This window comes from Streptomyces sp. WAC00040 (genome assembly GCF_056835925.1).
Map to the genome: position 1 here is coordinate 3,792,738 of NZ_JAKQZE010000001.1, position 20,247 is coordinate 3,812,984.

Annotated in this window: 16 protein-coding genes and 1 pseudogene; 10 read left to right on the forward strand and 7 right to left on the reverse strand. The window is 70.9% G+C overall.

Annotated features, from left to right (window positions below; all coding sequences use genetic code 11):
* The first annotated feature begins 16 nt into the window (after window positions 1–16).
* Both adhE and MDN94_RS17480 read left to right on the forward strand, forming a co-directional pair.
* Window positions 17–2,677, forward strand: a complete 2,661-nt coding sequence (gene adhE / locus MDN94_RS17475) for a bifunctional acetaldehyde-CoA/alcohol dehydrogenase (protein ID WP_482726675.1) — start codon at window positions 17–19, stop codon at window positions 2,675–2,677.
* Window positions 2,678–2,772: 95 nt separating this feature from the next.
* Window positions 2,773–4,467 (forward strand): sensor histidine kinase, encoded by a 1,695-nt coding sequence (locus MDN94_RS17480; protein WP_482727100.1) that lies wholly within the window; start codon window positions 2,773–2,775, stop codon window positions 4,465–4,467.
* Between the two features lie 162 nt (window positions 4,468–4,629).
* Here the strand turns inward: MDN94_RS17480 and MDN94_RS17485 are convergent, their stop codons facing one another.
* Both MDN94_RS17485 and MDN94_RS17490 read right to left on the reverse strand, forming a co-directional pair.
* Entirely contained in the window at window positions 4,630–5,094 is a 465-nt protein-coding gene (locus tag MDN94_RS17485; RefSeq protein WP_482726676.1) for a pyridoxamine 5'-phosphate oxidase family protein, read from the reverse strand.
* Window positions 5,095–5,241: 147 nt separating this feature from the next.
* Window positions 5,242–5,568, reverse strand: coding sequence for an STAS domain-containing protein (locus MDN94_RS17490; protein ID WP_482726677.1), 327 nt, complete (start codon window positions 5,566–5,568; stop codon window positions 5,242–5,244).
* 392 nt (window positions 5,569–5,960) lie between these two features.
* On the opposite strand from MDN94_RS17490, the gene MDN94_RS17495 reads away from it, so the two are divergent.
* Entirely contained in the window at window positions 5,961–6,686 is a 726-nt protein-coding gene (locus tag MDN94_RS17495; RefSeq protein ID WP_482726678.1) for a response regulator, read from the forward strand.
* Between the two features lie 245 nt (window positions 6,687–6,931).
* On the opposite strand, the gene MDN94_RS17500 is transcribed toward MDN94_RS17495, so the two are convergent.
* Complete coding sequence (locus tag MDN94_RS17500) at window positions 6,932–7,801, reverse strand: universal stress protein (RefSeq protein ID WP_482726679.1); 870 nt, start codon at window positions 7,799–7,801, stop codon at window positions 6,932–6,934.
* A 350-nt stretch (window positions 7,802–8,151) separates the two neighbouring features.
* Between MDN94_RS17500 and MDN94_RS17505 the strand changes: the two genes are divergently transcribed.
* A complete protein-coding gene (locus MDN94_RS17505; RefSeq protein WP_482726680.1) occupies window positions 8,152–9,021 on the forward strand; it encodes a universal stress protein in 870 nt (289 codons plus the stop codon).
* 149 nt (window positions 9,022–9,170) lie between these two features.
* Here the strand turns inward: MDN94_RS17505 and MDN94_RS17510 are convergent, their stop codons facing one another.
* The 3 genes from MDN94_RS17510 to MDN94_RS17520 all read right to left on the reverse strand — a co-directional run bounded on the left by MDN94_RS17510 (window position 9,171) and on the right by MDN94_RS17520 (window position 10,214).
* Entirely contained in the window at window positions 9,171–9,392 is a 222-nt protein-coding gene (locus MDN94_RS17510; RefSeq protein WP_482726681.1) for a hypothetical protein, read from the reverse strand.
* Between the two features lie 295 nt (window positions 9,393–9,687).
* Window positions 9,688–9,870, reverse strand: coding sequence for a hypothetical protein (locus MDN94_RS17515; RefSeq protein ID WP_482726682.1), 183 nt, complete (start codon window positions 9,868–9,870; stop codon window positions 9,688–9,690).
* Window positions 9,867–10,214, reverse strand: coding sequence for a helix-turn-helix transcriptional regulator (locus MDN94_RS17520; protein WP_482726683.1), 348 nt, complete (start codon window positions 10,212–10,214; stop codon window positions 9,867–9,869). The genes MDN94_RS17515 and MDN94_RS17520 overlap by 4 nt, the downstream gene beginning before the upstream one ends.
* 147 nt (window positions 10,215–10,361) lie before the next feature.
* Here MDN94_RS17520 and MDN94_RS17525 point away from each other — a divergent pair, with 147 nt between their 5' ends.
* The 4 genes and pseudogenes from MDN94_RS17525 (at window position 10,362) to ppdK (ending at window position 16,196) form a co-directional block, all read left to right on the forward strand.
* Window positions 10,362–10,871 carry a universal stress protein gene (locus tag MDN94_RS17525; RefSeq protein ID WP_482726684.1) on the forward strand — a complete coding sequence of 170 codons (510 nt, stop codon included), beginning with the start codon at window positions 10,362–10,364 and terminating at the stop codon, window positions 10,869–10,871.
* A 57-nt stretch (window positions 10,872–10,928) separates the two neighbouring features.
* A complete protein-coding gene (locus tag MDN94_RS17530) occupies window positions 10,929–11,987 on the forward strand; it encodes a TerC family protein (RefSeq protein ID WP_482726685.1) in 1,059 nt (352 codons plus the stop codon).
* A 348-nt stretch (window positions 11,988–12,335) separates the two neighbouring features.
* Window positions 12,336–12,845 (forward strand): annotated as a pseudogene (locus tag MDN94_RS17535) (PAS domain-containing protein); the annotation flags it as partial.
* A gap of 648 nt (window positions 12,846–13,493) precedes the next feature.
* Complete coding sequence (ppdK, locus tag MDN94_RS17540; protein WP_482726686.1) at window positions 13,494–16,196, forward strand: pyruvate, phosphate dikinase; 2,703 nt, start codon at window positions 13,494–13,496, stop codon at window positions 16,194–16,196.
* Between the two features lie 571 nt (window positions 16,197–16,767).
* On the opposite strand, the gene MDN94_RS17545 is transcribed toward ppdK, so the two are convergent.
* Window positions 16,768–17,745 (reverse strand): Acg family FMN-binding oxidoreductase, encoded by a 978-nt coding sequence (locus MDN94_RS17545; protein ID WP_482726687.1) that lies wholly within the window; start codon window positions 17,743–17,745, stop codon window positions 16,768–16,770.
* Between the two features lie 714 nt (window positions 17,746–18,459).
* Between MDN94_RS17545 and MDN94_RS17550 the strand changes: the two genes are divergently transcribed.
* A complete protein-coding gene (locus MDN94_RS17550; RefSeq protein WP_482726688.1) occupies window positions 18,460–19,359 on the forward strand; it encodes a universal stress protein in 900 nt (299 codons plus the stop codon).
* Entirely contained in the window at window positions 19,356–20,225 is an 870-nt protein-coding gene (locus MDN94_RS17555; protein ID WP_482726689.1) for a universal stress protein, read from the forward strand. The genes MDN94_RS17550 and MDN94_RS17555 overlap by 4 nt, the downstream gene beginning before the upstream one ends.
* Window positions 20,226–20,247: the final 22 nt, after the last annotated feature.

Consider the following 20,247-nt stretch of genomic DNA (forward strand, 5'->3'; position numbering starts at 1 on the left):
ATCCAGGGAGCCATCCATGACTCAGGTAACCAGTGACCGCCGCGACACCTCCGACGGGGGCGTCCCCTCCGGCGCGCGAATCGCCGTGAACCGACTCGTCGACAACGCTGCCAAGGCGCTTGCCGACTTCGAGTCCCTCACACAGGAGCAGATCGACCACATCGTCGCCAAGGCGTCCGTTGCCGCTTTGGACCAGCACACCGCCCTGGCGCGCCTGGCAGTGGAGGAGACCGGTCGCGGAGTGTTCGAGGACAAGGCGGCGAAGAACATGTTCGCCTGCGAGCACGTCACCCACAGCATGGCCCGGACCAAGACGGTCGGCGTCATCGCGCGTGACGACATCGAGGGCATCATCGAGATCGCCGAACCGGTCGGCGTGCTCTGCGCGATCACCCCTGTCACCAATCCGACGTCCACCACCGTCTTCAAGGCGCTGCTGGCCCTGAAGACCCGTAATCCGGTCGTCTTTGCCTTCCACCCTTCCGCGCAAGCCTGCAGCGCCGAGGCCGCCCGCGTCGTGCGGGACGCCGCCGTGGCCGCCGGAGCACCCGAGCACTGCGTGCAGTGGATCGAGGCACCCTCGATCGAGGCCACCGGCCTCCTCATGCACCACCCGGGCGTGGCTCTGATCCTCGCGACCGGCGGGAACAGCATGGTCAAGGCCGCCTACTCGGCAGGCAAGCCCGCCGTCGGCGTCGGCGCCGGCAACGTCCCCGCCTACGTGCACCACAGCGCGGACCTGCGCCGGGCGGTCAACGACCTGGTGCTGTCCAAATCCTTCGACAACGGCATGATCTGCGCCTCCGAACAGGCCGTCATCCTCGACGCCGGCATCTACGAGCAGGCCCTGTCCGAGTTCCGACGCCTGCACTGCTACGTCGCGACGGCCGAGGAGAAGCGGAAGCTGGAGACCTACCTGTTCCCGCCGGACCCGGCCGGCCGGCAGGGCCGTGTCAATCCGGCGGCCGTGGGCCAGAGCCCCGCCTGGATCGCCGAGCGGGCAGGGTTCGCGATCCCCGCCGAGACGGCGCTCATCCTGGCCGAGGCGAGCCGCGTCGGGCCTGACGAGCCGCTCACCAGGGAGAAGCTCTGCCCGGTCCTCACCGTCCTGCGGGCCGGCTCGACCGAGGACGGCTTCGACCTCGCGGCCGCCATGGTCGCTTTCCACGGACAGGGACACAGCGCGGTGATCCACACCGGCGACCCGGACCTGGCGGAGCGCTACGGCCGCCGCATGAAGACCGTACGGATCATCGTCAACTCGCCTTCTTCGCAAGGCGCGATCGGCGGCATCTACAACCGCCTGCTGCCGTCCCTGACCCTCGGCTGCGGTTCCTGGGGCAGCACCTCGGTCTCCGACAACGTCTCCGCCGCCCAGCTGCTCAACATCAAGCGCGTCACCACCCGGCAGAACAACCTGCAGTGGTTCAAGGTGCCGCCGAAGATCTACTTCGAGCCGCAGGCCATCCGCTACCTCGCCGCGATGCCGGAGATCCACCGTGTCACCGTCGTCACCGACGCCACCATGACCCGGCTCGGCTACGTCGACCGCGTCAGCCGCGTCCTGCAGCAGCGGGAACACCCCGTGACCATTCAGATCATCGACGATGTCGAACCGGAGCCCAGCATCGCCGCCGTGCAGCGCGGCGCCGCCCTCATGCGCGACTTCCGCCCGGACACCATCATCGCCCTGGGCGGCGGATCGCCCATGGACGCGGCGAAGGTGATGTGGCTGCTGTACGAGCAGCCGGACGTCGACTTCGCCGACATGCGGCAGAAGTTCTCCGACATCCGCAAGCGCGCCTTCCGCTTCCCCGTGCTGGGTGAGCGCGCCCGCCTGGTCTGCGTGCCCACCACCTCGGGCACCGGCGCCGAAGTCACACCGTTCGCCGTGATCTCCGACCCGGCCACCGGCAAGAAGTACCCGCTCGCCGACTACGCGTTGACGCCCAGCGTCGCGATCATCGACCCCGTACTCACCGCCGGCCTGCCCGCGTCCCTCGCCGCCGACAGCGGCTTCGACGCGCTCACGCACGCCACCGAGGCGTACGTCTCGGTCTACGCCAATGACTTCACCGACGGCCTGGCGCTGCACGCAATCAAGCTGATCTTCGACCACCTGGAGGCGGCGGTCACCGGTCAGGACGCGCAGCGAAGCCCGGCCCGGGAGAAGATGCACAACGCGGGCACCATCGCCGGCATGGCTTTCGGCAACGCCTTCCTCGGCATCGTCCACGCCATGTCCCACACCCTGGGCGCCACCTTCCACATCGCACACGGCCGCACCAACGCGATCCTCCTGCCGCATGTGATCCGTTACAACGGCACCGTTCCCGCCAAGCTCACGGGATGGCCCAAGTACGAGAGCTACCGGGCACCCGAACGCTTCCAGGACATCGCCCGCGCCCTCGGCCTGCCCGCCTTCACCCCCGCCGAAGGCGTCGCCTCCTACGCCGCCGCCGTGGAACGCCTGCGTGACGCCGTCGGTATCGAACCCTCCTTCCGCGCCCTGGGCATCGATGAGACGGCCTTCATCACGGCCCTTCCCCGACAAGCGCTGAACGCCTATGAGGACCAGTGCGCCCCGGCCAACCCGCGCATGCCGATGCTCGACGACATGGAGGACATCATGCGCGCCGCCTACTACGCCGGTCCCCGGCCACTGCCCTTGATCTGACCCTCCGGCCACCCGCACGGCCGATAGGCTGTCCACCGTACGGGCGGGTGATCGACGGAGGAGGTCCGGTGGGCGTGGAGGAGTCGCTGTCGCGGATGCCCCAGATGCGGCTCGATGAGCTGCTGGGGGAACTGCAGGCGCGCATCAACGCCGCGCGTGGCACCCGGGACCGGGTGCACAGCCTGCTGGAGGCCGTCGTCTCGGTAGGCCGCGAACTGGACCTCTCACAGGTGCTGCGGCGCATCGTGGAAGCCGCCGCCCTGCTTGTCGACGCCCAGTACGGGGCCCTCGGGGTGATCGGCCCCGACGGCCGGACCCTGTCGCAGTTCCTCACCGTCGGACTGACCGAGGAAGAGATCGCCAGGATCGGGCCCCTGCCGGCCGGGCACGGCATCCTCGGCGAGCTCATCCGCAACCCCGAACCGCTCCGCCTGACCGACCTCGGCGCCCACGAGGCGTCTTACGGCTTCCCCGCTCACCACCCGCCCATGCGTACGTTCTTGGGCGTGCCCATCCGGGTCCGCGACGAGGTGTTCGGCAACCTCTACCTGACCGACAAGCACGGTGGCGTGGACTTCGACGCCGAGGACGAGTCGGTGATCTCGACCCTGTCCGTCGCCGCCGGCGTCGCCATCGACAACGCGCGCCTGTACGAGGCGTCACAGCGCCAGCAGCGCTGGCTCCAGGCGAACGCGGAGATCACCAACAGCCTCCTCTCCGGCCGTCCGCGACTGGCGGTGCTGGAGCTCATCGCCCGCCGCGCCCAGGAGATCACCGAGGCAGCGCTCGCCGACGTGTCCGTGCCGGTGGCAGGGACGGACGACCTCGTCGTCGAGCTGGCCATCGGTGCCGACGACGACACCCGCCGCGGCCTGGTGGTACCGGTCGAAGGCACCCTCTCCGGCGCCGCCTACAAGGCCGGTGCACCTGTGGCCACCGCCGGCCTCGCGCAGGACGACCGTTACAGCGCCGGGTCCCGTCGCTTCGACGGCATGGGCCCGGCGGTCGCCGTTCCGCTGGGAACCGCCGCCAAGGACACCCGGGGCGTCCTGCTGCTGGCCAGGCACCAAGGAGAGCCGGTCTTCACCGAGGCCGAGCTGGAGCCGCTGCTGGCCTTCGCCGGACAGGCCACGCTCGCCCTCGAGCTGGCCGAACGCCGCACCGACGCCGAGCAGCTCGCGCTCCTGGAGGACCGGGACCGCATCGCCCGGGACCTGCACGACCTCGCCATCCAGCGCCTGTTCGCGACCGGCATGACCCTGCAGAGCGCAGCACGGCTCGTGCAGCACGAGGGCGCCGCCGAACGGGTCTCGCGCGCGGTAGGGGACCTCGACGAAACGATCAAAATCATCCGTTCCACCATCTTCGGCCTGCGCGCCCGCGAGGACGACACCGGGCCGAGCCTGCGCGCACGCGTAGCCCGCACCGTGGGCGAGACGGCGACCACGCTCGGATTCCCGCCCCGCCTGAGCATGGAGGGCCTGCTCGACACGGACGTACCGCCGCAGGTGGCCGATCATGTGACGGCAGCCCTGACCGAAATGCTCAGCAACGCCGCCCGCCACGCACACGCCACGCGGGTGGAGATCGCGCTGCAAGCCACCTCCGACGAAGTCGTCCTCACCGTGACGGACAACGGCAGAGGCATTCCCACCGACGGCAGGCGCAGCGGCCTGAGCAACCTCGAAGAGCGGGCCCGCAGCGTGGGCGGCGCCCTGGAGATCGGGTGCCCGGACGAGGGCGGCAGCCGGCTGGTGTGGCGCGCACCTCTCGCCTCCGGCCCCCGCTGAGTGACCGCCGGTTCTTCAGCCGGCGCACATCCGATCCTCCCGGAGGGTGGCGGGTCTGGCCCCCGACGTTCTGGGGGTGCCGTGGAGCGGGTGCCCGCAGCCCGCGGTGACAGGGGCATTCGCCGTCGCAGGACTCGGTCGTCCGGTGCGACCGGCAGGCCCCTACACGGTGAGCCGCAAGCCCGTCACCAGGCCCGGCCGGATGCGCAACGCGGAGTTCATGGCGGGGTGTTGCACCCACGGGCGCAGACGGCCCGCGAAGCGCGCGAGTTCCCTCTCGTCGGTGACCCGGTGGGCGTATCCGGTGACCACCACGCTCCAGCCGATGTGCGTCTCGGGGTCGATGACGTCAGCCTCGTAGGCCACCACGACACCTGTGGCCTGGGTGGGTGTCACGATGGAGGCGAGCGTGGCGCCGTCGTGCAACTGGACGATGATGTCCTCGCCGTCCATGAGGTGGTTGACCGGGCGGATGGCCGGCAGGGCCTGATGCGTGAAGACGATGCGCCCGAGCGAGACGCTGCCGAGCAGCCGCAGGGCCTCGGCACGGCCGAGCTGTCCCATCCGTCGGGGCGCCACCGCCTCACGGTGGTCGTCCACCGTGGTGTGCGTGGCTTCGTCCTTCATCGTGCCCACCTTCTGCTCCACCTCGGTCCTGGACGACTTCGCTGCCCCCAGCCAGCGTCTCCCGTTACACGCTGCGTCAGTAGGGCCGAACGGACCTTTCAGCCGGGCCGGTTCCGCCATCGCCGCCGGCCGGACCTCTCCGATTGGTCAGGCGAAGGAGCAGGGCACGTCGCGGTCCACACCGAGGGCGCGGATGACGCGAGCAGGAAGCCGCTGGATGCGGCACAGGCTCAAGCGCACGCCGGCCGCCAAGCACCGGTGGTGCATGCGCAGGAAAAGCGCCACGCCGGAACTGTCACAGAAGGTGATGTCTGTCAGGTCGAGCAGCAGTTCACGCTCGGTCTGCCGTGTGAGACGGGTCAGCTCCGCCTCGATGTGCGCAACGGTGTACAGGTCGAGCTCCCCGGCCAGGGCGACGGCCGTCGTGCGGTGGTCCAGCGGGGTCGTGGTCAGGCTGATCCGGGGCGTCGTCATGGCGGCAGCCCTACTTTCGCGATCCAGGCGGTGTCCCGGGGCCCTGATTGCCCCGGCCGTGCCGGCGCAGGGAAGTCCATCAGAACGCGAGCGAAGGCAGCAGGTCCGGCGGGTCCCTCCCAGAGGGCCGAAGGTCCCTTGCCGGTGTTGCCTCGTCGTCACGAGAGGGACGCGTGAGCGGACACGACGGGGCTGACGATCCGTGCGCCGTGCGCCCGTTCCCGAGATCATCGACCCCAGGCAGTGCATGGGCTCAGCGGCACCGGGTACCGGAGTTCCGGGGTCTGACATGGGGATGAGGGCCATCCGGCCCTGGCCGGCAGACCCGGTGAAGCGGCACGATGCAGTCGGATCCGCCTTCGGCGGAGAACTCGGCGAACACGGAGTGTGTGATGACAGACAGCAGCGGCGGCCTCTCCGAGAAGGAACCGGTCAGGGTCTTCCTTCTCGACGACCATGAGGTGGTGCGCCGCGGTGTGCACGATCTGCTGGACGCCGAGCCCGACCTGACCGTCGTCGGGGAGGCAGGCACGGCCGAGCAGGCACTGGTCCGGGTGCCCGCACTGCGCCCGCAGGTCGCAGTCCTCGACGTGCGTCTGCCGGACGGGGACGGTGTGAGCGTGTGCCGGGAGCTGCGCTCGCGCATGCCCGACCTGGCCTGTCTGATGCTGACGTCGTTCGACGACGAAGAGGCGCTGCTCGACGCGATCATGGCCGGCGCGTCCGGCTACGTCCTCAAGCAGATCACCGGCACCGACCTGGTCACCGCCGTGCGCACGGTCGCTTCCGGCCAGTCCATGCTCGACCCCGGCGCCACGGCCCGGGTGATGGCCCGGCTGCGGGGCGGATCGCCCCAGGTGGAGCAGCCGCAGGGGCTGCCCGGGCTGACGGAGCGGGAGCGGGAGATCCTCGCTCTCGTAGGAGAAGGGCTGACGAACCGGGAGATCGGCAAGCGGCTGTACCTGGCGGAGAAGACCGTCAAGAACAACATCTCCCGGCTGCTCGCCAAGTTGGGTGTCGAACGCCGGGTGCAGGCCGCCGTCATCGCTACCCAGGCACTGGCTGTCCAGGAGGACCGGGGTGGTTCGGCCGGGCGGGAAGGCCGCCCGCGAGGCTGAACGCCGACCCGCACGCACGGCTACGACGAAGCAGCCCCTGCTCTGGGCGTGGGGCCGCGAGCAGGGGCTGAAGTCCGCTTCCCCGGCGTACGAGGAACATCACCGGCCCGGCGGCCGACCGCCGGGCCTCCGCGCGTCGACCGCCGACGGCCGTCATCACGTACCACAACGGGTCAAGGTGCCCGGCTCCGTGGCGGGGTACGGCCGCGCGTCCGTCCCCCGCCACGGCACTCGGGCCTTTGTGGTCAGTCGTGCGGCACGACAGCGACGGGGCACGGGGCGTGGTGCAGGGCGGCGTGGGCGACCGATCCGATGCGGGTACCGACGGTCGCGCGGCGGGTCCGTCGGCCGACCACGAGCAGCTGGGCGTGCGACACGGCCGACAGCAGTACCTGTCCCGCGCTGCCGATCTCGACGTGCTCGGTCACGGGGACGTCGGGGAACCGCTCCCGCCACGGGGCGAGCGCCTCCGCCAGCGCCTTCTTCTCGAACGGCTCCAGTCCGCCCGCCTCGTCCGCCAGGCGCATCGAGCCGGCGCCGTAGGCGAAGATCGGCGGCAGGCTCCAGGCCCGCACCGCACGCACGGCCGCGCCGCGTGCGGCCGCCTCCGCGAAGGCGAAACCGAGCACCGCGTCACTGTCCTCGGGCGTGCCCTGCTGGCCCACGACAATCTCGCCGCCCTCCGCCTGCGTCTGCCCGTCATGGGCGCGCACGGAGATGACGGGCCGTGTCGCGGCGGCGATCACCTGCTGACCGTAGGAGCCGAGGAGGAAGCCGACGAACGCCCCGTGCCCCCGCGAACCCAGCACCAGCATCTCGGACGCCTCGGCCTCCCTCAGCAGAGCGGCGACAGCGGTGTCCTGGACCACTTCGGCGGTGACGGTGAGAGCCGGGTGACGGCCGGCGACGTGTGTCTCGGCTTCGCGCAGCACCGTGTGGGCGGATTTGGCCTGCGTCTCCCTGTCCTGGACGACCGGGACGTCCAGCGGCTGCCAGAGCCAGGCGTGCACGATACGCAGCGGCCTCCCGCGCAGTTCGGCTTCGCGTGCCGCCCAATCGGCCGCTGCGAGGCTCTCTGCGGAACCATCCACTCCTACAGTGATGGCGCTGGTCATGGGGGTGCCTCCATACGGTTCGACGGTCACGGCCGCTTCGGCCGCCCTTTCCTGTCCTCAGCATCCGTGAGGAGGCGACGATCCTCCGAGGGCCCATCGGCCCTGTCTGCCGGCCATTCGGTCACGGCGTCGTGAACCTCCAGCCGGTGATGCGCGGCCGCGAGGTCCACCGGCCCACGACAGGGACCTGTGGCCCCCTGCGCCGAACCGCCCCGGCCGACCACTGTGGAGGGCAGGCCCACCGTCAGGGCGCCCCGGAGTGCCGAACGGCCAACTCCCCTGGGAGCCGCTGAAGGCCGGCCCACGTATGCCGCATCCGGCCCTTTGGCCGCCAGACCTACGGAGTCCCCATGACCCGCACCGTCACCGTCGGCCTCGACGGATCCCAGGAAAGTCTCACCGCCACGCAGTGGGCGGCCCAGGAGGCACTGCGCCGCGCGGTGCCGCTGCGGCTTCTCCGGGCATGGAGCAGCGACGAGGACGCGCGTACCCGTCTCGTCGACCCGGCAACGGCACGCGGATGGGGTGAGCGCACGCTCGCCACCGCCGAAAGGCGGCTGCGGCGCCGCCACCCGGGCCTGGACGTCGAGACGAAGTGGGTGGCCGGCGACCCGGTGGAGGAACTGCTCGCCGCTGCCGAGGACGCGGATTTGCTGGTACTCGGCTCCCGCGGTATGGGCGGCCTGGCCGGCTTCCTCGCCGGGTCGGTCTCCTTGGCCGTGCTCGCCCGCACGCGGCGACCTGTCGTCCTCGTCCGCCCGGACAACCCCCTGGTGCCCCGTCAGGACCGCACGGGGGAGGTGGTGCTCGGTCTGGACGTGTCCGCCCCCAGCGACGAGGTGCTCGCCTTCGGCTTCGCCGCGGCCGACCGGTACGGCTGCGGCCTGCGGGTGGTGCACAGCTGGGCCGTTCCGGCGCTCTACGGACCCGACATGGGCGGCGCACTGCCGCTGCTCATGACGGAGGTCGCCGAAGACGCACGACGGGCGCTCGACGAGGCGCTGGCCCCCTGGACCGAGAAGTTCCCGGGTGTGCCTGTGGTTCCCGACTGCCGCCAGGGTCGGCCGGCGCAGGACCTGATAGAGCTGTCGCACGACGCCCGGCTCGTCGTCGTCGGCCGCAGGGTCCGGCGCGCGCGGATCGGCACCCACATCGGGGCCGTCACCCATGCGGTCCTGCACCACTGCCTGGCCCCGGTCGCGGTCGTCCCGCACGACTGAACGGGCCCGAAGGCCCAGCGGCACACCGACGCTGCCCGCCCGTCCTGCATCCACCCAGGACAGGTGAGGCAGCCGAGCGGCACCAGCGGGTACCTCCCCGCCTCTCCCAGCGACGACGACAGGCGCCGTGTCGCAGGGCGGAGGGCGCCTCATGCGTCGACGACCGCGCCGACAGCATCGCCGTCGACCTTCACCGCCGAAGTGCCGCACCGGTGCAAGGCACTGGCCCGCACACCGTCCTGGACACCTCCGGCGCGCTCGGCGCCCGTGCCGACGAGGCGCTGCTCGCCGGCACCGATCCGGTCCTGCTCGACATCAGGTCCTTCGACGCCGCCGTACACCGCCGCCTTGACAGGTGGCCACTTGGCCACGGCACCTGACTTCGCCACTCCCTTGGACAGACTCGGCGTCCCCGCCTGGACCGACGGCCCGCGGCCTCGACTTCGAGCCCCGGGCCCCGCGCCGGCCGGTCAAGGCCGACGCGCTCCCCGCACCCAGCACGCCATCGACACCAGTGAGTACGACGTCGTACGCGAAGCGGTCATCCACCCGGTCGACACCCGGCAGATCCGCTCCGCCTCCGTGCCGGCCCTGAAAACTTCGTGCTGCACGACGTGTTGGCGAGGGCTGGGCACGGCAACCGGGCGCCGTCCCGTACTCAGCCCTCTAAGTCGACGTCGCCTCTTTGGAGAGCTGCCTGCGCAGTTCGTAGAGGGCATCGGGGGTGGCGACACCCTGTGCGAGCTGTTCCAGCAGACGATCGATGCGGGCGTCATCCCCCGCGCGCACCGCGTCGACGACGCCTGCGATGACGTCGCGCACCACCGACGGCAGCGGTTCCTCGGTCACGGCCGTGCGACCGCCTCGGGCTCGGCGGGCGCGTTTTCCGGTGCGTCCTCGCGGTGAAGGAAGGCGCCGAGGAGGTCACCGACGGGGTGGTCGGCCTCGGAGGGGTGGCGCAGGGCGACGCTGTCGTCGATGGTGTAGCGGTTGCGGCGGCCCACCCGGGTGCGGGTCAGGTACCCGGCGGCCTCCAGGTCGGCGACGATGATCTGCACCGCCCGCTCTGTGATGCCGATCCCTGCGGCGACGTCGCGCAGCCGGACTTCCGGGTCGCGGGCGATCCACAGCAGTACCCGTGCGTGATTGGTCAGGAACGTCCACTGGTCGCCGCGTGCCGATGAGCTACTCATGGGCTCCATCATACGAAGGCCGCTTCGCGTGTCCCCCCTCACGTGAAACTTTATTAGCGAAAAAGTTTTCGCGTAACTGTTGACGCATGTCGTGGAGTCGGGTGACGATTGGGGCATTCTTCCCATTCAGGAAGGCGGGTAAGTGTTATGGCTCGACTGCTGTTCCCTCCCGCACACGCCCACATCACCCGCTCCGCGCGGGCCGGGCCCGTCCGGCCCGTGGCGGCGGTGCTGACCGATCGCATCGACGACGTCGCGGTGGCCGAGACCGCCGCCCGCATGGCGCTGGTCCGTCGAGTCCCGCTGCTGCTGATCGCCGTCGTGCCTGCGCACGCCCGCCGCTCGGGCCTGGGCCCCATCTCCGCGCCGGTGCGGGGGGTACTGGCCAGGGTCCTGCCGAGGGTCATGCCCCATCGCACGGGATACATCCCCGAGGTGTTCCACCTGACCCCGGGCAGGGGCGCGCGGTCGGCGGCGGCGAAGGAACTCCTGGCGCTGGCCTCCCGCCATCGGGCCCCGGACGTGGTAGCCGCACGCCGCGGGCCGGAAGGGCTGGACGCGTTCACCTTGATCGAGGCCGCGGCTGTGCGCGGCGGCCCGTTCGTCCATGCGGTCGCCCCGGCCCCCTGGACACCCCTGCGGTCACCCGCGCCGTGACCGCCTCTTCCCCGTAGGCGACCTGCCGTCCGGCCCTGAGAGAGGAATCGTTTCGCGATGAATGACTTGTCGTTCCCGGTCCCGTTGTGGATGTGGGGCGCCGTCACCGTCGGCATCTGCGTGATGCTCGCCGTCGACCTGATCGCCCACCGCGACAACCACGTCATCGGCTTCCGCGAGGCCGCGGTCTGGAGCGGCGTCTGGATCGCCATCGGCCTCGGTTTCGGCCTGATCCTGCTGGCGTGGCAGGGCGGGGAGGTGTCCTCCACCTACTACGCCGGCTACCTGATCGAGAAGGCTTTGTCGATCGACAACGTCTTTGTCTTCGCGCTGGTCTTCTCCTTCTTCGCCGTCCCCGACGCCTATCAGCACAAGATCCTCTTCTGGGGCGTTCTCGGGGCGCTCGCGGCCCGGCTGGTGTTCATCTTCGTCGGCGCCGAGCTGCTCCAGGTGTTCTTCTGGACCGCCTACCTGTTCGGTGGGTTCCTGATCTGGACCGGCTGGAAGATGGCCGTCTCCAAGGACGAAGAAGTCCACCCCGACCGCAACCCCGTCGTCCGCCTGGTCAAGAAGCTCATCCCTACTGATGCGAAGTTCCACGGCGACAACTTCTTCATCCGCGTGGGCGGCAAGCGCGTGGCGACGCTGCTGTTCGTGGCCCTCGTCGCGATCGAGGCCACCGACCTGATCTTCGCCGTCGATTCCGTCGCCGCCGTCCTGGCGATCACCACCAACACCTTCCTGGTGTGGACCGCCAACGCCTTCGCCGTCCTGGGCCTTCGAAGCCTGTACTTCTGCCTGGCCGGACTCCTGCGCCGCTTCGCCTACCTCCACTACGGACTGGCGGTCCTGCTGGCCTTCGCCGGCGTGAAGCTCATCCTGTCCGAGACGCCCGTCGGCAAGCTTCCCATTCCCCTCACCCTCTCCGTCATCGCCGTCACCATCACCGTCTCCATCGCCTGGTCCCTGATCGCCACCCGCGGTCGGACCGGCACGGCCACCGGCACCGGAGGCCGGCCGGCCGCAGCCCAGGCCGGTGACACCGAGGGAGCCGGTCCGGCACCGGCCGCTCCCACGCCCGCCACCCGCGGCCCGCACGGAAGGCAATCGCCTTGACCACCACGCCGTTCCGCGGCGGGCCACGCCGTCCCCGGCTCCCCAGGTCCACGTCTACTCTCTGTAGGCCCTCCGGACCCGGTCTCGGATTGCGCAACTCATGTCCGCGGCGGTCGCCGGTTACCAGGACAGGAACCCAGGCGTGCGGTCACACGCCGGACGGTGCGGCAAGGAACCCGCGAGGCACTGATCAAAGCCGACCGCACGCCTCCATGCCCACCGAGCCTCCCAGGCCGCGACGGCGGACCGCCCGTCCGGGGCCCGAACGGTCAAGGGACATAGGCCGTCCCGGGCCCGCGTGCCTACCGTAGGGGCAGTGTCATGGCCGGCAGCACGGACAGGTGGACGATGAGCGGACGCGGGATCGACTACCAGGCAGTCTTCCAGGCGCTGCCCGGCGCGGTCGCTCTCCTGACCCCTGGGCTGGTGTACGCGGACGCCAACGAGGCGTTTCTGACGATGTCCGGACGCACGCGCGAGCAGGTGGTCGACCGCTACCTGTTCGACGTCTTCCCCGATAATCCCTCCGATCCTTCCGCGTCCGGCATGCGCAACCTGCGCGCCTCTTTGGAGCGGGTCGTTGCCACCGGGGAAACACGACGCCACGGCCTTGCAGCGTTATGACGTGGAGGACCGTACTGGAGTCCGGTCAACGCTCCCGTCCTTGCCCCCGACGGCACCGTCGCTCTGCTGCTGCACCGCGTGGAGGAGGTCACCGAACTCATCCGCGCCCGCGGCGCGCGCACCGGCACGGACCGCGCCCAGGTTCTGGAAGCCGAGCTCTACACCCGCGCCCGGGAGCTCCAGGAGGTCAACGAACGCCTGCGTCGGGCCCACGCCCGTGAACGCGAGGTGGCAGAAGGCACTGCGCGGACCGCCCCGGGCCGGGGTTCCGTCCGGCGACAAGAACAGCGGGAACGACGGCCGTCGAGCCCAGTTCGTGGTCGATGCGGTCGCGCAGGCGTCGGATGCGGTGGGTTCGCCGTGGACGAGGTAGGGGGTGTGCGCGGCGGATGTCGTCCGGACTGAGCGGATGAAGCAGGCCGTCCACGAAGGTCGGACCGGATCGTGTGGGACTTGTCCCGATGGGACCTTTGGCCCCGCGGCCTTGCCCCCTGCGGCCCTGCGGTCCTGTCGGGACAGATGCCAGCCTGAAACCATCGGCTCGCACCGGACCGAGGAGAGCCATGGACGCAGCACGCTACGCCCCGGCCTTGGCGGGGTCGTCGTCGGCGGCCACGGTTCGACCTCCACCCAAGCGGCCGCGGTGCGGGCGGCGAAGAGGGGCGCACGGCGCAGCGCCTGGTCGAGGCGGCGGACGATGCTCGGCCGCCATGGTCGGGCCGGCACTGACGCTCGCGGCGGGGGCCCGCATCGGGCCTGTGGTCCATTGCGTGCATCACTGGGCGGCCCGCGTGGCGGTCGTCGCGCACGAGTGACGGCCGAGCCGTATCGACCGGGCATCCGGGGTGGCCCGGACCGCTGTCAAGAGAGGGGAACGGTGTCATGGAGCCGAAGTACGTGTACGACTTCGCCGAGGGCGGCCGGGACATGGCGGACCTGCTGGGCGGCAAGGGCGCCAATCTCGCCGAGATGGCCCGCATGGGCCTGCCGGTGCCACCCGGATTCACCGTCACCACGGACGCTTGCCGGGTCTTCCTCGCGACCGGTGAACCCCCGCCGGAGCTGGAGGGCCAGGTGGCTGAGCACCTCGCCGCGCTCGAACGCGCGGCAGGGCGGCGGCTCGGCCAGGTGGATGACCCGCTGCTGCTCTCGGTCCGCTCCGGCGCCCGGTTCTCCATGCCGGGCATGATGGAGACCATCCTGGACATCGGCCTCAATGACCTGTCCGTGCTCGGCCTGGGCAAGACCCCCGAGCGCGAGCGCTTCGCCTGGGACTCCTACCGTCGCCTCGTGCAGATGTTCGGCAGCACGGTCATGGGGGTCCCCAGCGCCCGATTCGAGGCGGTCCTCGACGGGATCAAGAAGCAGCACCATGCCGCTGACGACAGCCGGCTGGACACCTGCGACCTGATCAGGCTGGTCGGCACCTACCAGGACCTGATTCTGGAGGAGACCGGCGAGGAGTTCCCGCAGGACCCCGCCGAGCAGCTCCATCGGGCCATCCTCGCCGTCTTCACCTCGTGGAACGGCGAGCGGGCCAGGATCTACCGGCGCCGCGAGCACATCCCCGACGACCTGGGCACCGCCGTCAACATCCAGACCATGGTGTTCGGCAACCTCGGCCCCGACTCGGGCAGCGGTGTCGCCTTCACCCGCGACCCGGCGACCGGGCAGCCCGGCGTCTACGGCGACTACCTGCCGAACGCCCAGGGAGAGGATGTGGTCGCCGGCATCCGCAACACCGTGCCCCTCCAGGAGTTGGAGGACATCGATCCGGCTTCCTTCGGCCGGCTGCGCGACTGCATGCGGCGGCTGGAGGCGCACTACGGGGACCTGTGCGACATCGAGTTCACCATCGAGCGCGGCACGCTGTGGATGCTGCAGACCCGTGTCGGCAAGCGCACCTCGCAGGCCGCTTTCGCCATCGCGGGGCAGCTGGTCGACGAGGGGCTCATCTCCGAGAAGGAGGCGCTGGACCGGGTCGACGGCGAAGGGCTCGCCCGGCTGATGTTCCCCCGCTTCGACAGCTCAAGTACCCAGGAGGTGCTGGCCCGTGGCATTCCCGCCTCGCCCGGTGCGGCCGTCGGCGCCGTGGTGTTCGACTCGGCCGAAGCGGTCCGCCGGGCAGCCGGCGGGGAAAAGGTCGTCCTCGTACGCCAGGAGACGACGCCCGACGACCTGCCCGGCATGATCGCCGCCGAGGCCGTGCTCACCAGCCGCGGCGGCAAGACGAGCCACGCGGCCGTCGTCGCCCGGGGCATGGGCAAGGTCTGCGTGTGCGGGGCCGAGGAACTCACCGTCGACCCGGCGGGACGGCTCTTCTCGACGTCTTCGGTCACCGTGCGGGAAGGCACCGTGGTCTCCGTGGACGGGTCCGAGGGCGTGGTGTTCCTGGGCGCCGCGCCCCTCGCGGACTCCCCGGTCATGCGCTACTTCGAAAACGGTGGGCAGCCGCCCGGGGAGTCGGCCCCACAGGTGGTACGGGACGTGCACCGGCTCATGGGGCAGGCGGACGAGGCCCGGCGCCTCGAGGTGCGGGCCAACGCCGACACACCCGAGGACGCCGCCCGCGCCCGGCGCTTCGGAGCCCAGGGCATCGGTCTGTGCCGCACGGAGCACATGTTCCTCGGAGAGCGCCGCCCTCTGGTCGAAGCGATGATCCTGGCGAGCGACGACACACAGAGGCAAGCGGCCCTGAACGCCCTCCTGCCCCTTCAGCGCGAGGATTTCATCGGCATCCTGGAAGCGATGGACGGCCTGCCGGTGACCATCAGGCTCCTCGATCCGCCCCTGCACGAATTCCTGCCCGACCTCACCGAGCTGTCCGTACGCCTCGCCCGGAATGAGGCCCTGGGCAGGATGCCCGATCCGCGGGAGACGGACCTGCTCGCGGCAGTCACCCGCATGCACGAGGAGAACCCGATGCTGGGGCTGCGTGGCGTACGGCTCGGCCTGGTCGTGCCGGGGCTCGTGGCCATGCAGGTACGGGCCGTCGCCGAGGCCGTCGTGGCCCGCAAGCGGGCAGGCGGCGATCCCCGGGCCGAGATCATGGTGCCGCTGGTCGACGCGGTGGAGGAGCTGCGGCTGGTGCGGGAGGAAGTGGAGAGCGTGCTGAAGCGCGTGTCCGCCGGCAGCGGCATCGCTGTGGACTGCCCGGTCGGCACGATGATCGAGCTTCCACGAGCCGCCCTCACCGCAGGCCGCATCGCTGCCGACGCGGACTTCTTCTCGTTCGGCACGAACGACCTCACGCAGACGACCTGGGGCTTCTCCCGGGACGACGTCGAGGCCGCGTTCTTCTCGGCCTACCTCGACAAGGGCATCTTCCAGACCTCCCCCTTCGAGACGATCGACCGCGAAGGCGTGGGCCGACTGGTCAGGATCGCGGTCACCGAAGGGCGCGCCGCACGACCGGAGCTGAAGATCGGCGTGTGCGGAGAGCACGGCGGAGACCCCGAGTCCGTCCACTTCTTCCACGACGCCGGCCTGGACTACGTCTCGTGCTCACCCTTCCGCGTGCCCGTCGCACGCCTCGAAGCCGGACGCGCCGCCCTACCACCGGGAGCGGGCGAGGACAGCCGCTGACCCTCCTTCGTCGTGCGGCGAAGGAGTCCGGTGCCCAGCGTGGATACGCACGGGTGCACGATCAAAGCCCGAGCTGCCGGACTCGCCGCCGAGCAGGACCACGGTGGACCTTCCCCCTGGCTTAGGGGAGGTGGGGCGGGGCCTACCACCCCGAACTCGTCGAACCGACGTCACAGGAATGCTGGGAACCGCTCGGCAGCCACGGGGTGGGCCGTATCGCGGTGATCACCGACGCCGGGCCGGCCGTCTTTCGGTCACTGCGTCTCGGTCGGGGCGGAGGTCGCCCACCGGACCTCCGCGGACGCCGGGCCGGCCGAAGCTGCCGGTCACGAGGTCGCCTTTCGAGGTGGACCGCATCGATGACGCATTCAGCCGGGGGGTGGAGCGTCCTGATCGTCGGCGATGCCAGGACGGCACCGGACCTGAGGCCGTACGGCGGCTGGAGGCGCACAGGCGCAGCCGCCCATGGGGCGGCGGGGCGGGCGACCTGTGGATCACAGTGAAGCCCCGCCGGGTGACCGGGCGCCGCATCGTCGGCCGCGACCGGGGTGACGCACCGGCCCGCGGCGCCTCAGGCGAGGACGAGTACCTCCGACACCGGCCGACGAGGGGTCGCAGGAGCCTCAGGGCCGTAGCCCAGCCGGATGAGCATCTGCGGGTAGCCGGCTGTCGAGGAGGGATCGCGCACCGCCCAGCGCAGCTGAGGCCATTCGAGGGCCTGGGAGTTGAGTGAGGTGGCCAGTCCGTCCAGCGTCGCCTGCAGCAGCACCCGCTCCATGGCCTGACCGGCACGCAGCCAGTCCTCACGTCCGTCCTCGCGCGTGCCGAGAACCGCCAGGCAGGGCGACAGCTCGAACACCGCGGACCTGCTGCCCTCGACGCGATGGCCACCGGTGAAGTCACGCACGGGCGCACGGCCGTCGTAACGGCGGGGTCCGAGGGACTCCGTGGGGATGCCTTCCGGTCGCGCCGGATCCGAACCGATCGTCCATCGGGTGATCTCCTCGCGTACGCCAGGGGCGAGCGCTTCGGCACGCTCCGCGTCCCACACGAGGTCGAGCAACGCCTGCACCTGCCATTCGCCCGCCGGATCGAGGCGTGCGCCTTCCGCCCGTGCGGCACCGCGCAGCCCGTCGAGCACCGCCTCGGGAACGGCCTCGTCGGAGAACGGTTCCCTGCTCGTATGCCGCCTGCTGAGTGCCGGGTGCAGGCCCGCGATGTCGTCGTCCACGCCGGAGGGCGTGAACGTGATCACGGCCAGGGTTTCGGGATCGGCCGGATCCGGCAGCAACTGGACATCCGGCTCCCATCCCGCACGTGCCGCAGCCACGCGCAGGTTGAACAAGGCCGCCCCACAGCCGATGTGCAGTCCGCGGGTGGAGGGGTCGGTGTGCGGCATCGTGCGCGCCGGGTCCATACGCATGGTCAGTACGCCCTCCGCCCGGGCATAGCGAAAGAGCCAGGGCTGGGCGTTGTGCATGGACGGCGCGGTGGTCGCATCGGCCACCCACGACGTCATGGACGGTGGGTCCGGTGTACGTGCGGACACGGGGTCACCTCCGGAGGGCGTTGTGAATGTCGACACCGGGGACCACCATGACGGGACTGGCCGCCTGATGGACCACGCCGTACGCCGCATGGCCCAGACAAGCCACCTCGGCCCTTGGGCACGGCGCGGCCCACAGCCGCGAAGCCCTGTAGAGGAACGGGCACATCAGCTCAGCCGCAGCTGACCCGCGCAACGACGCCGGCCGCTCCCTTGTCGTGGAGCGCCGGGTCCCCGGCTTCGTCTCCAGCCTGCCCTCTGTCGAGCAGGAGCAGTAGGGCCGCTCGGGTAGGGCGTGGGCCGAAGGACCCTCGGAGCCGGGCGGAGGAGAGCCGTGCGGGAAACACCTGGCCTGCGGCGACTCACGCGTAGAGGCGGAATGGCCGGCGCCTCCGCCCGGGAAGCCGTAGCCGGAAGCGAGGCTCCGTGCAGGCCCGACCGTCGCGGTTCGGTGAGCCGTCGGTTCTCGTGCGGCTGCAACCGTCCAGGCCCAGCGCGGACCCCGCCCCGGGCAGCCGGCCCAACCACGCACCCGAGATCAGCGCCGAACGTGACCGCCGAGGCGGTCAGAGGCCGTGCCGCAGCGGCCGGGCCAGGTAGCCGGAGTGAGGGCGAGGGACCTTCGGCCCTGCCGGGGGCCTGCGCGGCCCTGCCTCGTACAGCCCCTGCGGTGACAGCGTGAAGCGTGCGACCCCCGCACGTTCCCGAGGAGGCAACATGAACACCGGCATTTCCCTTGACTCCGATTTCGGGGCGGTCGTCGTCGGTGTCGACGGTTCCGCGCACGCCAGGGCCGCGGCTCTTTGGGCAGCGGACGAGGCGGACCGGCGCGGCCGGCCATTGCGCATCGTCCATGCAGCGGATCTGGAGCGTCTGACACGGCTTGCGTCCTCGGAGATGATCGACCGGATCCATGAGAAGGGCCGTGATCTGCTCACCGACACCGCCGCGATGGTCCAGGAGCGGTTCCCCCGGGTCAGCGTGGTCAGAGAACTCAGCCGCAAAGACCCCGTGTCCGCCCTGCGCATCGCGGCAGAGCGGGACGACACCCTCTGCGTCGGACATCGCGGGCTGGGTGGTTTCGCCACCCTCATGCTCGGCTCCGTGGCACTGGAGACGGCCGCGCGCAGCCGATTGCCCGTGGTGGTGGTCCGGGGAGAGGCCGACGGTCCCGACACGGCCGTGGTCACCGCGGCGGTACGCGGTGCGGCAGACGCCGACTGGCTGCGCCACGCCGCCAGGGAAGCGCTCCTGCGCAAGGCGACGCTGCGGTTGCTGACCGTGTGGAACCCTCTGACGCACGTTGGGGACGTGGCCACCATGCTTGATGGCCTGAACCAGCCGGCGAAGGCCCGCAGGGACGATCTGACGATGCTCTCCGAGAGCCTGCGTGAGGCCTTCCCGGGGCTTCTGCTCGACACGCACATCGCGAGCGGGACCTCTGTCGCCGGCCATCTCGTCGAGGCGAGCCGGACGGCGGATCTTCTCGTCATAGGCGCACGGCGACGGCCTATAGGCCTTGGCCCCGGCCTGGGGCACGCGGCCCACGCCCTGGTGCATCACGCGTCCTGCCCGATCATGATCATGCCCCGCCGCAGGCAGGAGGAGCAGCGATGACCAGCCGTGCGACGCGCGACGAGATCCTGGTGGGGATCGACCCGAGGGAGCCCTCGGTCCCCGTACTTGCCTGGGCCGCCGATGAAGCCGCTCGCACGGGATGGCGATTGCGGCTGCTGCTGTCGATACCGCCCAGGCACGACCTCCGGCCCGTGGAGATGACCCCGCACTCCATGTCCCTGCGCGCCCAGGGTGAAAGGGTGCTCACCGCGGCCCGGGAGCACCTGGGCGCTCTGCGTCCGGAAGTCACCGTAGTGACGCAGCTACTCGATGGCATGCCCGCGGCAGTGCTCTGCCGGGAGGCGGCACATGCGCGTCTGGTGGTCCTCGGCTCGCGCCGCCTGAGCCGGGCCGAGGAGATCCTGAGCGCCGGCTCGGTGGCCGTCCCCGTCAGTGCACGAGCCGGCTGTCCCGTGGTCGTGGTCCGCGAGCCCGAGCACACCACGACGGAAGGTTCTTCTCGCCTGGTCGTCGGCATCGACGGCAGCCAGTCGTCGAGGACCGCAGCCCGGTTCGCCTTTGAGGAGGCCCACCTGCGCGGGGCAGACCTGCACGCGCTCTGGGCATGGCAGCGCCCCGTCGTCTTCTTCGGCGACGAAGAGCGCGCCACGGACGAACGACGGCGCCTTCTCGCAGAGTCCCTTGCCGGCATCGCCGAGACGTACCCGAAGGTCCGCGTGACGCAGGAGGTGGGGCGCGGGCACCCTGTCGAGGAACTGGCGCGTGCCTGCGCCGACGCGGCGGCAGTGGTCGTGGGGCGGCGGGGAAGCGGCGGGTACACCGGTATGCGTCTGGGATCGGTGGTCCACGGCCTGCTGCACCGCGCCCCGTGCCCGGTGATCACCGTGCCCGCGAGCGAGAGCTGAGGCCGTGGGCGACCGCCTCGGC